This is a genomic window from Ralstonia sp. Ralssp110 (genome assembly GCF_047325135.1).
Lineage (GTDB): Bacteria > Pseudomonadota > Gammaproteobacteria > Burkholderiales > Burkholderiaceae > Ralstonia > Ralstonia mojiangensis.
The window spans coordinates 2,501,751-2,513,640 of record NZ_CP168610.1 but is presented as its reverse complement, the minus strand read 5'-3'; the positions used below and the strand labels follow the sequence as shown (position 1 = coordinate 2,513,640).

The window sequence follows — 11,890 nt, the reverse complement described above, 5'->3', positions numbered from 1 at the left end:
GCGTCGATCAAAGGTCGGTGCGCAGCTTCCAAAGCTCCGGAAACAACACGACATCCAGCATCTTTCGTAGGTAACTGACGCCCTCGGTGCCGCCCGTGCCGCGCTTGAAGCCAATCACGCGCTCCACCGTCGTCACATGCCGGAAGCGCCATTGCCGGAACGCGTCTTCCAGATCGACGAATTTCTCAGCCAGTTCGTACAGCTCCCAATGGTGCGTCGGGTCGCGATAGACCTCCAGCCACGCTGCTTCCACCGAGGCGTTGTAAGTGACCGGGCGCGACCAGTCGCGCTCGACGCAATCCGCGTCGAATGCAAAGCCGTGGCGCGCCATGTAACGCACGGCTTCGTCATACAGCGACGGCGTTTCCAATGCAGCTTTGACCTGTTCGTAATGCTCGGTGCGGTGCGCGTGTGGCTTGAGCATCGCCGCGTTCTTGTTGCCGAGAATGAACTCGATCTCGCGGTACTGATACGACTGGAAGCCCGACGATTGCCCCAGGTGCGGGCGCATGGCGGAGTACTCCGGCGGCGTCATCGTGGCGAGCACGTTCCACGCCTGCACCAGCTGATCCATGATGCGCGACACACGCGCCAGCATCTTGAACGCAGGCGGCAGATTGTCATTGCGTACGCAATCCCGTGCGGCACGCAACTCGTGCAGCATCAGCTTCATCCACAGCTCGGTGGTCTGATGCTGGACGATGAACAGCATCTCGTTGTGATCTGGTGAGCGCGGATGTTGTGCGTTCAGGATCTGGTCGAGCGCGAGGTAGTCGCCATAGCTCATCGATTTCGAGAAATCGAGCTGTGCGTCGTGCCAGCCTTCGCCCTGGGCGGCATGCATTGGGCAGCCCGATGCTGCGGGTTGATTCGGGTTCGACATCTCAGGTCACCAGCGTACGTTCGTTGAATTGGGCCGATTGCCATGCGCCGGTTTCCAGCACATCGCGCAACACCTCCACGGCATCCCACACATCGGCAAAGCTCGTGTACAGCGGAGTGAAGCCGAAGCGCATGATGCGCGGCTCGCGGTAGTCGCCGATCACGCCTCGTGCGATCAGTGCCTGCACCACGGCATAGCCGTTGGGGTGCTCGTAGCTGACGTGACTGCCGCGGATGGCGTGGTCGCGCGGCGTGACGAGCGTGAGCGGGAAGCCCGCGCAGCGCGTTTCCACCAGCGTGATGAAAAGGTCGGTGAGCGCGAGCGATTTGGCCCGCAGCGCGGCCATCGACGTCTGCGCGAAGACGTCGAGCCCGCATTCCACCATCGCCATCGACGTGATTGGCTGCGTGCCGCAAAGGAAGCGGCCAATGCCGGCATCGGCGGCATAGCGCGACTCCATCGCGAAGGGGCGCGCATGGCCCCACCAGCCCGACAGCGGTTGCCAGAAGCGTTCGCGCAGCGCCGGCGCCACCCACACAAAGGCTGGCGAGCCTGGGCCGCCGTTCAGATACTTGTAGGTGCAGCCGATGGCGTAATCCGCGCCGCCTGCGTGCAGGTCCACGGGTACCGCGCCGGCCGAATGCGCGAGATCCCAGATGGCGAGGGCGCCGTGCTTGTGGGCCAGCGCGGAGACGGCCGCCATGTCATACATGTGCCCGCTCTTGTAGTTGACGTGTGTAAGCATGGTTACGGCGACGTCATCACCCAGCGCGCCTTCCAGCTCCTCCGGCGAATCGATTAGCCGCAGCTTGTAGCCGTCGCGCAGCAGATCGGCCAGTCCTTCCGCGATGTACAGGTCGGTCGGGAAGTTGTGCGTTTCCGAAACGATGATCTTGCGGTCTGGCGCGTCTTCGCGCTGCACGCGAATCGCCGCGGCAAGCACCTTAAACAGGTTGATCGACGTGGTGTCGGTGACGACGACTTCATCTTCGCGCGCGCCAATCAGCGGCGCCAGTTTGTTGCCGAGGCGGCGCGGCAGCTCAAACCAGCCGGCTTGGTTCCAACTGCGGATCAGCCCGTCGCCCCATTCGTTGGCGACGACTTCCTGCGCGCGGGCAAGGGCAGCTTTCGGGCGTGCGCCGAGCGAGTTGCCATCCAGATAGATCACGCCGTCGGGCAGTGCAAAGGCGTCGCGCAGCGAGCCGATCGGATCGGCCGCGTCGCGTTCGAGGCAGGAGTTGCGGGTGATTGTCATGTGAATGCGGGGGCGAAGTGATTGGTGTTCTGTCGTGGTATCGATCAGGGCAGGCTGCGGAGCACGGCGCGCACCGGGCTTGCATCGAGGGTGGCGAACTTGAGGGGCAGGGCGATCAGTTCGTAATCGCCGGCAGGCACGTCGTCGAGCACCAGCCCTTCGAGGATGGCGAGGCCGTATTTGCCGACGGCGTGGTGCGCGTCCATGGTCTTGGAGGTTTGCGGGTCGAGCGAGGCGGTGTCGACGCCGATGAGCTTCACGCCGTAGGCAGCGAGCAGCGCGATGGTTTCGGGCGCAACGGCGGCAAAGTGGTCATCCCACGCGGTCTGCGGCATCTGTGCGTACGTGCGCAGCAGCACGCGCGGCGGTGTGTCAGTCAGCGCATCACGCACGTGTTCCGGTTCGACGCGCACCACACCCACGCAGTGGATGACGCGGCACGGGCCAAGGTACGCATCCAGCGGCACTTGCCCGATGGCGGCTCCGTCGGCGCGGTAGTGGAGCGGCGCATCGGCATGCGCGCCCGTGTGCGGCGAGAGCGTGATGCGCCCGACGTTGACCGGGCAGTCGCCTTCCAACTTCCACGCAATTTCCTGCGAAAACGGCGTGTCGCCGGGCCAAGTGGGCGTGGCGGGCGAAAGGGCGGGGCTGATGTCCCACAAAGTGCGTTCCAAGGCGGCTCCAGGGCGGAAAATTCGATGAATCCGTGCCGAAATGATAGGGAAAACCACGCGCAATGGGTGTGCATAATCGTGCGTGCTATCTTAATGAATTCGCATAAAATTCAACGTATCAAAGAAATCACGCAAAGAACGACGACAGATGCAACTCGATACCACCGATCTGCGCATTCTGCAGGTGTTGCAGGAGGACGGCCGCATTAGCAACCAGGATTTGGCCGAGCGTGTGGCGCTGTCGCCGTCCGCTTGCCTGCGGCGTGTGCGGATGCTGGAAGAGTGCGGCGCCATCACCGGCTATCGGGCGCAGCTGGGGCGCGCGGCACTCGGGCTGGAACTCGAAGCCATCGTGCAGGTGTCGATGCGCCAGGACGTGACGGGCTGGCACGAGACCTTCATGGCGGCCGTGCAGAGTTGGCCCGAGATCGTTGCCGCCTACATCATCACCGGGGACTGCAACTACATCCTGCGCGTGCAGGCCCCCAACCTGCAGCACTACTCGGAGTTCATCATTGAGCGGCTGTACAAGACACCCGGTGTGATGGATATCCGTTCGAATATCGTCCTGCGTACGATCAAGGATCGCGATGGCGGCCTGGCGCTGCTGATGGAAGCGCGGGGCGTGCGCCCGCTGGAAGGCGGAGGGGTAGGCAAGCGCGGGAAGGCAAAGTAGAAGGTAGTGCTGGACTTTCTGACGAGAATCAATCCCCTACTGCAAGCATGCGCAGATAGTGGCCCCCGTGTTGTCGACCGGAGCGGGCCATGGCCAAGAAGTTTCCGCTGCATCCTGTGCACCCCGAGCGCATCTGCTGGGGCTGCGACAAGTATTGCTCCACCGACGCCCTGGGCTGCGGCAACGGCTCGGGCCGCACGCAGCATCCTGCTGAACTGCTCGGCGACGACTGGTATGAATTCGGGGATTGGGGCATCGACGCGGAAGCGCCGCCCAAGGCAGCCACTTCCACGTGATGTGGCGGCGTGTCAGTCGCCGATGCGTGTGAGAGACGAAAACGCGCCGCGATGGAACACCAGCGGTGCGCCATCCGCGTCGATCACGCCGCAGCGCTCAACTTCGCCCACGAAGATGACGTGATCGCCCTCGTCGTATCGGCTGCGGTTATGGCACTCGAACCACGCCAGCGATTGCGCGAGGATCGGCAGGCCGGTCGGGCTCAGGCGGTAATCGATGTTGGCAAAGCGGTCGCCTTTGAGCGTGGCGAAGCGCTTGCACAGGTCCAACTGCTCGGCCGCCAGGATATTGATGACGTAGTGCGAGCCGGCATGAAACAGCGGAAATGAATTCGCCTGCGTGCCAAGGCTCCACAGCACCAGTGGCGGGTCGAGCGACACCGAATTGAACGAGCTGGCCGTTACGCCGACAAACGCCGGCGTACCTGGTCGACCTTCCGAGCGCGTGGTGACTACCGTCACGCCGGTGGCAAACTGGGACAGTGCATGCCGGAAGTGCGCGGCGTCAAAATCGGGCGGGGTGGCGCGGCCATGTGCGCGTCGATGTGCTGACGCTTCGCGCGCGAAAGATTCCGGGGCGCGCGCATCCATGGGAATGGCTCCGTGTTGATCCATGAAAACTACCGAAAGTAATGCTCAATTGTAACGGACGCCCGATAGGCCGCGCCGGGGTAGGGCTTTGCGTGATTCTGCAGCCACACGGTGGTGCCTGTGTCAGGATTCGTGCTTTCGGCCGACCAATGGCAGCCCAATCAACCACAGGAGAATCCGAATGACTGAACAACGCGCCCTTGAGACCGCCGTTCTGGGCGGAGGCTGCTTCTGGTGCCTGGAGGCCGTGTTCCAGCAGGTGCAAGGCGTGCAAAGCGTGGTCTCCGGCTATGCCGGCGGCCATGTCGATCGCCCAAGTTACCATGCCGTATGCAACGGCAATACCGGCCATGCCGAAGTGGTGGCCGTGAAGTTCGATCCGGCCGTGATTCCGTATCGCGAGATTCTCGACATCTTCTTCGCCATCCACGACCCGACCACCGTAGATCGCCAGGGCAACGATGTCGGTCCGCAATACCGTTCAGCCATCTTTGCGCAAACGCCCGAGCAATTGGCGACGGCGCGCACGGCCATTGCCGAACTCAGCGCCAGTGACATCTTTGAAGCGCCCATCGTGACGGAGCTGGTGGATGCCGCTGACGGCAAGGTGACCTTCTGGCGCGCGGAAGACGAGCACCAGAACTACTTTCGCGACCACCCGGCCCAGGGCTATTGCGCGTTCGTGATCTCGCCCAAGGTGGCGAAGTTCCGCAAGCAGTTCGCGCACCGCTTGCAGGGCTAGGAGAGGGCGCCGAGGCTACGCTGCGTCTGCCGGCAGGCGCGCGGCGATGGCCTCGGCCAGCTTGATGCACGACAACGGGGACGACCCTTCCGCCTTATTGCTGACCAGGATCGTCACCTTGCGCCCGGCCGCCAGCGCGGCGACCGCCATGTCGGCCAACGTCTCCCGCGAGAACGGGTCTTCATCGACGAGCTTGTTGAACGGTTTGTATGCCGCTTCGGCTTGCGCGTAGCGATAGCGGCTGTTCAGGTTCCAGCGCACCACCAACGGACCGCCCGCGCCTTCATCCAGCAGAGCAACGGCGGCGGCTTGCCGGTCCACAGCCGGCATCCGCTCATGCAGACCGACGCAATAACGCACGCCTGCTGCGCGCAGCATCTTGATCAAGCGTGGCGTGAGCAGCGTGGCGTCGCGCAATTCCACCGCGTAGACGGCATCGGGATTGAGTTGCGGATCGAGCGGCGGCAGGGCGGCCAGGAACGTCTCAAGCCGTTCCACAAAACCGGCCGCATCTTCGGCCAGCGCGCCCAGCGGAGAAAGCTGAAACACCAGCGGCCCGCATCGCGTTCCCAGCCCCCGAGTGGCAGGCTCGACAAAATCGCGTATCGCAAATTCAGCATTCAGGAAGGCGGGATTGGCAATGCGCCCGCGTCCATCCGATTCCCGAATCCACGCGTCGCATACGGCAGAGGTGGCCTTGACCGCAAAGCGGAAATCTTCCGGCACGCTGGCCGCGTAAGCGACGTAGTCCGCCAAGGGGATCGGCGAATAGAAACCGCGATCGATGCTGACCGTGCGCAGCAACGGATGTTGGGCATAAGCCGCCAAGCCCTTGCGCGCGAGCATCGAATCGGAATATTCGCCGGCATATACCAGCCCGTCCCACCCCGGATACGACCAGGATGACGTGCCAATGCGTAGCCCCCGCGGCAAGCGTTGCGCGAGCTCGGCCACTTCGGGTGCGACCGTGGCTGGCAGCACGCCCTGGCGGGTGGGCGAACGTTTGATTTTCGGAGTGGACGTGCCGGGATCGGCGGCCGCGCCGCCGGTGGTTTCTGGCGGCGCGCCGAACAGATCGTCGATGGGGGAACTGGCGGTCAAATGGTTACGCGTAGATATAGCGGCGCGACCAAGGGATCGACGTCGCCGACTTGCCGGCCTTCTGCAGCACGGTCTGGAAGATCGAGATTTCGTCGGCGTCGAAAGCGTGCGCGCAGCCGGCCAGATAGACGCGCCAGATGCGGTATTTTTTCTCGCCCACCATTGCGCGGATGGTCTCGCCGTTGGTCTCGAAACGCTCGGCCCAGTGTTCGAGCGTGCGCGCATAGTGGCGGCGCAGGCTTTCAACGTCAAGCGCTTCCAGGCCGCCATCCTGCGCGGCGCTCAGTGCCAGCGAGATGTGCGGCAGTTCACCTTGCGGAAAGACGTAGCGATCGATGAAATCGCCGCCGCCCATCGAGCTTTCACCGCCGGCCGAGTCCGACGACGTGATGCCGTGGTTCATGGCGACGCCATCGTCAGCCAGCAGATCGTGCATGCGGCGGAAATACCCGGGCAGGTTCTTGCGACCGACGTGCTCGAACATGCCGACGCTCGTAATGCGATCGAACTGGCCCGTGAGATCGCGGTAATCCTGAATGCGGATTTCGATCTGGTCTTGCAAGCCCGCCGCCCGCACGCGTTCGGTGGCAAGCTCGTACTGGTTTTGCGACAGCGTTACGCCCAGGCAGCGCGCGCCGTACTTCTGTGCAGCACGCAGCACCAGCGCGCCCCAGCCGCAGCCGATATCGAGCAGCGTTTGCCCGGGCTGCAAGCGGATCTTGGTGAGGATATGGTCGATTTTCTTGAGCTGCGCCTCGTCGAGCGTTTCATCGCCGTTTTCGAAGTAGGCGCAGGAGTAGACCATGTTCTGGTCCAGCCACAACTTGTAGAAATCGTTGGAAACGTCGTAGTGATACTGGATCGATTCCTTGTCACCTTCCTTCGTGTGGGCGAAGTGGCGCACCACGCGGGCCAGCGCATTGCCGCTGCGGGCCGCAGCCGCAGAAGCCAGGCCGTAGCTCACGTTGATGATGTCGGCCAGCTTGCCGTCCAGGTCGATCTTCTCCTGGACATACGCCTCGCCTAGGTTGTTGAGCGTGGGGGACAGCAGCAGCGGCAGAGCGCTCGCTTCGCGCACGGTGAGCGTGACGCGGGGCTGCTCGAAGCGGCCCAGTTCGTATTGGTCACCGTTCCATAACCGCAGGCGTACAGGAAGGTTGGCAGACTCGCGGATGTCCTGGATCCACTGCTCGAGTTTGCGGTCAATCGCCTGTTGGAAAAACATGTCGACGCCTCCCTGATGTGCAAATGTTCGGGACGGCCATCGGATTGCGGCCCGAACGGATCACATTAGCTTACGACAAACTTTCCCATTGTGCTGTGCGGGTCTTACGGGCGCGTGCCGGGTCAATCCGTTGGCAGCAAGCGCCGTGCCGGCATGACGCGATGCGCAATAACGTATTGAGCGTATGTCCGTCCGGCTAAGGGGCGAGGCGGACGATCGTCCAGCTGCCATCTGCCTGTTTGCGGTACTCAAGCCGGTCGTGCAGGCGCGATGGGCGGCCTTGCCAGAATTCAAGCCGCTCCGGTAGCAAACGGTAGCCGCCCCAGTGCGGCGGGCGCGGCGGGGCATCGCCAAAGCGCTGGCTGTACTCAGCTTCGCGGGCTTCGAGCGTGGCGCGATCAGGCACTTCGCTGCTCTGTTCGGACGCCCAGGCGCCCAGGCGGGATCCCAGCGGGCGCGAGTGGTAATAGGCATCGCTCTCGGCGTCGCTCACTTTTTCGACGATGCCCTGGATGCGTACTTGCCGCTCCAGCCCGATCCAGTGGAACAGCAGCGCAGCGCGCGGGTTGGCCGCCAGTTCTTCGCCTTTGTGGCTGGCGTAGTTGGTGAAGAAGGTGAAGCCGCGTTCGTCCAGGTTCTTGAGCAGCACGATGCGGGCAGCGGGCTGGCCGTGCGGGTCTACCGTGGCGAGTGTCATGGCGTTGACTTCAGCCACCTCGGCCTTCAGGGCCTCGTCGAACCAGCGGCGGAACTGGCGCAGGGGGTTGGCGTCGACGTCGGCGATGTCGAGCGAAGCGCGGGCGTAATCAGTGCGGATATCGGCGATGGAGGTCATGAGCGTGGCGGAAGCAGCATGCGAACGGGCCGAGTATAGACAAACGCTGCCAACGGTCCTTTGCTCGCGCGCAAGGGCTGGCACGGTTTGCGCTTCGGGCGGGGGGCTGGCGATCTGTCCCGCGCCGCCTATATTGGCTAGTCAAGGGCGTCAGGCTGGCGCCGCCTGCCATGTTCCCCACAAAAATTTCAACAGGATGTCGAAATGGCCCCCCGTTCCCATTCTCCCGACACCGCCGCTGGCCTGACTCGCCGCCAGTGGCTGCAGGGCACGCTGGCATTGGCTGCGGCCGGGCTGGCTGGTTCGCAGGTGCTGCGTGCGATCGCCCAGGCCCCGACTGAATCGCTGGATGCGTTCATGGCGTTGTCACAGGCGCTGACGGCGCGGCCGGCGCTGGATCGTGGCGTCGGCACGCGGTTGCTGGCGGCGCTGGGCAAATCCAGCGCCGACTTTGCGGCGCAATTGCGGCCGTTGGCGCAGGCATTGGCGGCGAGCTCGCTTTCCGATGCGCAGCAGAAGACCGCGCTGCAGATTCTGGAAGCGTGGTACCTGGGCGTGGTCGACGGCAATGTCGTCACGTACGAGCAGGCGCTGATGTACAGCGTGGTCTCCGACACGCTAGTCATCCGCACGTATTGCCCCAACCAGCCCGGCTTCTGGGCCGAGCCCCCTGTCGAGAGGCAAGCCTGATGGCCCAATCTGAACAAACTCGCCAACAAGCCGATATCGTGGTGGTGGGCTCCGGCGTGGCCGGAGCGTTGGTAGCGTACGAGCTGGCGCGTGCAGGCAAGTCGGTGCTGATGCTCGAAGCGGGTCCGCGCCTGCCACGCTGGGAGATCGTGGAGCGCTTCCGCAACCAGGCCGACAAGATGGATTTCATGGCGCCGTATCCCTCGACGCCATGGGCGCCGCACCCGGAATATGGGCCGCCCAACAACTACCTCGTGCTCAAGGGCGAGCATCAGTTCAACTCGCAGTACATCCGGGCGGTGGGCGGCACGACGTGGCACTGGGCCGCGTCGACGTGGCGCTTCTTGCCGAATGATTTCAAGCTGCGCAGCCTGTACGGCATCGCGCGCGACTGGCCGATCCAGTACCAGGATCTGGAGCGCTATTACGGCCTGGCCGAAGCGGCCCTGGGCGTATGGGGCCCGAACGACGAAGACCTTGGCTCGCCGCGCAGCCAGCCGTATCCCATGGCCCCGCCTCCGCTCTCGTTCAATGAACGCACGATCAAGGAAGCGCTCAATGCGCACGACGCGAGCTTCCACGTGGTGACCGAACCCGTGGCGCGCAACAGCCGCCCATATGATGGCCGCCCGACCTGCTGCGGCAACAACAACTGCATGCCGATCTGTCCGATCGGTGCGATGTACAACGGTATCGTCCATGTGGAGAAAGCTGAGCAAGCCGGCGCACGACTGATCGAGAACGCCGTGGTCTTCAAGCTCGAAGTCGGCGCCAACAAGCGCATCGTGGCCGCACGCTACAAAGACTCGAAAGGTGCTGAGCACCGCGTGGAAGGCAAGTGGTTCGTGCTGGCCGCCAACGGCATCGAAACGCCCAAGCTGATGTTGATGTCGACCAGCCAGGATTTTCCGAAGGGCGTGGGCAACAGCTCCGACATGGTGGGGCGCAACCTGATGGACCACCCGGGCACCGGCGTGAGCTTCTATGCCGACCGCAAGCTATGGCCGGGGCGCGGGCCGCAGGAAATGACGTCGCTGATCGGCTTTCGCGACGGGCCTTTCCGCGCCACGCAGGCTGGCAAGAAGCTGCACCTGTCGAACATCTCGCGCATCGAGCAGGAGACACAGCGCATCTTCAAGGAAGGCAAGCTCATCAAGCCCGCCGAACTGGATGCGCGCATCCGCGACCAGGCTGCGCGCTACGTGCAGTTCGACAGCTTTCACGAGATCCTGCCGCTGCCCGAGAACCGCATCGTGCCGAGTGCGACGGAAGTGGATGCCATCGGCATTCCGCGCCCCGAGATCACGTATCACATCGACGACTACGTCAAACGCAGCGCGGTCCATACGCGAGAGGTCTACGCGACGGCAGCTCAGGTGATGGGCGGCACCAATGTCGAATTCCACGACGACTTCGCGCCCAACAATCACATCACCGGCGCCACGATCATGGGTGCCGACCCGAAAGACTCCGTGGTCGACAAGGATTGCCGGACGTTTGACCACCCGAACCTGTTCATCAGCAGCAGTTCGACCATGCCGACGGTGGGCACCGTCAACGTGACGCTGACCATTGCGGCGCTGGCGCTGCGGATTGCCGATCAACTGAAGAAGGAGGCGTGAGATGAAAACGATCGCTTCTTTCTCGCTGCTGTTGCTGACCGGCCTGGTGGCCAATGCGTGGGCGAAGGACACGCCGGCCGACACCGCACAGATCAAACGCGGCGAATACCTCGCCATTGCGGCGGACTGTGCGGCCTGCCATACGGCGCCCGGCGGCAAGCCTTTTGCCGGCGGCTTGCCGATGCAGATTCCGATGCTGGGCACCATTTACAGCAGCAACATCACGCCCGATGAGAAGACCGGCATCGGCAAATGGAGCTACGAAGAATTCGAGCGCGCCGTGCGCAAGGGCGTGGACGACGACGGCAACAACCTGTATCCGGCCATGCCGTATCCGTCGTACGCAAAGATCAGCGATGCGGACATGCGCGATCTCTATGCGTATTTCCACAACGGCGTGACGGCCGTGCAGAACGATCCGCCACCGAGCACGATCCGCTGGCCGCTGAACATGCGCTGGCCGCTCAAGCTGTGGAACCTCGTTTTCCTCAAGAGCGAGCCGTACACCCCGAAGGATGACAAGTCCCCGACGTGGAATCGCGGTGCGTACCTCACGCAAGGCCTCGCACACTGCGGCACGTGCCATACGCCGCGCGGCTTCGCCATGCAGGAGAAGGCACTGGACGAGCGCGGCAGCGGCTATCTCGCAGGCTCAACCCTCGCGGGCTGGACGGCATTCAACATCACGTCGGACCCAACGAGCGGCATCGGCGCGTGGAAGCCCGAGCAGCTCGTGCAATACCTGCGAACCGGCAGCGTGCCCGGCGTGGCGCAAGCCGCGGGGCCGATGGGCGAAGCGGTGCAGCACAGCTTTTCGCGGATGACGATGCAAGACGTCCAGTCCATCGCCGAATACCTGCGCACCGTGCCAGCCGTGAGCAATAACCTTGAACGCGCACGACAAGATTGGGGCAAGCCCGCCACCGATGTGACCGCCCTGCGCGGCAAGCCCATCGAAACCACGATTGACGCCGCGCGCCTGTACCTTGGCAATTGCGCCACGTGTCACCAGGCTGATGGACGCGGCACGCCCGACGGCTACTACCCGCCGCTGCTGCACAACTCTACGGTCGGCACGCGGGACACAACCAACCTCGTGCAGGTGATGTTGTTCGGCATTGAACGCAAGGCGGGCGACAAGCACATCGGCATGCCGGCCTTCGGACTTCAATTGTCCAACGAACAACTCGCCGCGCTCACAAACTACGTCACGCGCCAGTTTGGCGATCCGGCCACGCCGGCAGTGACGGCGGAAGCCATCGCAAAGCGGCGGTCAGCGAAGTAGCGGCGATGGTGCCGG

The 11,890-nt window shown here is 63.6% G+C and carries 13 protein-coding genes; 6 read left to right on the top strand and 7 right to left on the bottom strand.

What is annotated here, in order from left to right:
• Positions 1 to 7 precede the first annotated feature (7 nt).
• Genes kynA through kynB form a run of 3 tightly spaced genes read right to left on the bottom strand, consistent with a single transcriptional unit; the run spans position 8 to position 2,812 of the window.
• Positions 8 to 844: a tryptophan 2,3-dioxygenase gene (gene kynA / locus ACEN9T_RS20670; RefSeq protein WP_413708491.1), complete on the bottom strand. Its 837-nt coding sequence runs from the start codon at positions 842 to 844 to the stop codon at positions 8 to 10.
• Positions 845 to 884: 40 nt separating this feature from the next.
• The gene (gene kynU / locus ACEN9T_RS20665; protein ID WP_092971745.1) at positions 885 to 2,138 is read right to left on the bottom strand and encodes a kynureninase; all 1,254 of its coding nucleotides are present in this window, start codon (positions 2,136 to 2,138) and stop codon (positions 885 to 887) included.
• A 44-nt stretch (positions 2,139 to 2,182) separates the two neighbouring features.
• A complete protein-coding gene (kynB, locus tag ACEN9T_RS20660; protein ID WP_092971744.1) occupies positions 2,183 to 2,812 on the bottom strand; it encodes an arylformamidase in 630 nt (209 codons plus the stop codon).
• 148 nt (positions 2,813 to 2,960) lie between these two features.
• Here kynB and ACEN9T_RS20655 point away from each other — a divergent pair, with 148 nt between their 5' ends.
• Together ACEN9T_RS20655 and ACEN9T_RS20650 are read left to right on the top strand one after the other, a co-directional pair.
• Entirely contained in the window at positions 2,961 to 3,488 is a 528-nt protein-coding gene (locus tag ACEN9T_RS20655) for an Lrp/AsnC family transcriptional regulator (protein ID WP_092971743.1), read from the top strand.
• An 89-nt stretch (positions 3,489 to 3,577) separates the two neighbouring features.
• Positions 3,578 to 3,784 (top strand): DUF3079 domain-containing protein, encoded by a 207-nt coding sequence (locus ACEN9T_RS20650; protein WP_092971742.1) that lies wholly within the window; start codon positions 3,578 to 3,580, stop codon positions 3,782 to 3,784.
• Between the two features lie 12 nt (positions 3,785 to 3,796).
• On the opposite strand, the gene ACEN9T_RS20645 is transcribed toward ACEN9T_RS20650, so the two are convergent.
• A complete protein-coding gene (locus ACEN9T_RS20645; RefSeq protein WP_092971741.1) occupies positions 3,797 to 4,375 on the bottom strand; it encodes a flavin reductase family protein in 579 nt (192 codons plus the stop codon).
• 181 nt (positions 4,376 to 4,556) lie between these two features.
• On the opposite strand from ACEN9T_RS20645, the gene msrA reads away from it, so the two are divergent.
• On the top strand, positions 4,557 to 5,117 hold the full coding sequence (gene msrA, locus ACEN9T_RS20640) for a peptide-methionine (S)-S-oxide reductase MsrA (protein WP_092971740.1): 561 nt from the start codon (positions 4,557 to 4,559) through the stop codon (positions 5,115 to 5,117).
• A gap of 15 nt (positions 5,118 to 5,132) precedes the next feature.
• On the opposite strand, the gene ACEN9T_RS20635 is transcribed toward msrA, so the two are convergent.
• From ACEN9T_RS20635 to pdxH, 3 genes are all read right to left on the bottom strand, one after another.
• Positions 5,133 to 6,218, bottom strand: coding sequence for a DUF72 domain-containing protein (locus ACEN9T_RS20635; protein WP_413706912.1), 1,086 nt, complete (start codon positions 6,216 to 6,218; stop codon positions 5,133 to 5,135).
• A 4-nt stretch (positions 6,219 to 6,222) separates the two neighbouring features.
• Positions 6,223 to 7,443 (bottom strand): SAM-dependent methyltransferase, encoded by a 1,221-nt coding sequence (locus ACEN9T_RS20630; protein ID WP_092971738.1) that lies wholly within the window; start codon positions 7,441 to 7,443, stop codon positions 6,223 to 6,225.
• 196 nt (positions 7,444 to 7,639) lie between these two features.
• Positions 7,640 to 8,278, bottom strand: a complete 639-nt coding sequence (gene pdxH, locus ACEN9T_RS20625) for a pyridoxamine 5'-phosphate oxidase (protein ID WP_316663310.1) — start codon at positions 8,276 to 8,278, stop codon at positions 7,640 to 7,642.
• A 204-nt stretch (positions 8,279 to 8,482) separates the two neighbouring features.
• On the opposite strand from pdxH, the gene ACEN9T_RS20620 reads away from it, so the two are divergent.
• The 3 genes from ACEN9T_RS20620 to ACEN9T_RS20610 are packed head-to-tail and all read left to right on the top strand — an operon-like array spanning position 8,483 to position 11,875.
• The gene (locus tag ACEN9T_RS20620) at positions 8,483 to 8,968 is read left to right on the top strand and encodes a sugar dehydrogenase complex small subunit (RefSeq protein ID WP_092971736.1); all 486 of its coding nucleotides are present in this window, start codon (positions 8,483 to 8,485) and stop codon (positions 8,966 to 8,968) included.
• Complete coding sequence (locus tag ACEN9T_RS20615) at positions 8,968 to 10,590, top strand: GMC family oxidoreductase (protein WP_413706911.1); 1,623 nt, start codon at positions 8,968 to 8,970, stop codon at positions 10,588 to 10,590. The genes ACEN9T_RS20620 and ACEN9T_RS20615 overlap by 1 nt, the downstream gene beginning before the upstream one ends.
• Before the next feature lies 1 nt (position 10,591).
• Positions 10,592 to 11,875, top strand: a complete 1,284-nt coding sequence (locus ACEN9T_RS20610; protein ID WP_413706910.1) for a c-type cytochrome — start codon at positions 10,592 to 10,594, stop codon at positions 11,873 to 11,875.
• The last annotated feature ends 15 nt before the right edge of the window (positions 11,876 to 11,890 follow it).

Excerpts from the sequence above, each read along its gene's own strand:
- kynA (WP_413708491.1), bottom strand. The coding sequence starts at position 844 with ATGCATGCCGCCCAGGGCGAAGGCTGGCACGACGCACAGCTCGATTTC.
- kynU (WP_092971745.1), bottom strand. The coding sequence starts at position 2,138 with ATGACAATCACCCGCAACTCCTGCCTCGAACGCGACGCGGCCGATCCG.
- ACEN9T_RS20655 (WP_092971743.1), top strand. The coding sequence starts at position 2,961 with ATGCAACTCGATACCACCGATCTGCGCATTCTGCAGGTGTTGCAGGAG.
- ACEN9T_RS20650 (WP_092971742.1), top strand. The coding sequence starts at position 3,578 with ATGGCCAAGAAGTTTCCGCTGCATCCTGTGCACCCCGAGCGCATCTGC.
- ACEN9T_RS20645 (WP_092971741.1), bottom strand. The coding sequence starts at position 4,375 with ATGGATGCGCGCGCCCCGGAATCTTTCGCGCGCGAAGCGTCAGCACAT.
- msrA (WP_092971740.1), top strand. The coding sequence starts at position 4,557 with ATGACTGAACAACGCGCCCTTGAGACCGCCGTTCTGGGCGGAGGCTGC.
- ACEN9T_RS20630 (WP_092971738.1), bottom strand. The coding sequence starts at position 7,443 with ATGTTTTTCCAACAGGCGATTGACCGCAAACTCGAGCAGTGGATCCAG.
- pdxH (WP_316663310.1), bottom strand. The coding sequence starts at position 8,278 with ATGACCTCCATCGCCGATATCCGCACTGATTACGCCCGCGCTTCGCTC.
- ACEN9T_RS20620 (WP_092971736.1), top strand. The coding sequence starts at position 8,483 with ATGGCCCCCCGTTCCCATTCTCCCGACACCGCCGCTGGCCTGACTCGC.
- ACEN9T_RS20615 (WP_413706911.1), top strand. The coding sequence starts at position 8,968 with ATGGCCCAATCTGAACAAACTCGCCAACAAGCCGATATCGTGGTGGTG.
- ACEN9T_RS20610 (WP_413706910.1), top strand. The coding sequence starts at position 10,592 with ATGAAAACGATCGCTTCTTTCTCGCTGCTGTTGCTGACCGGCCTGGTG.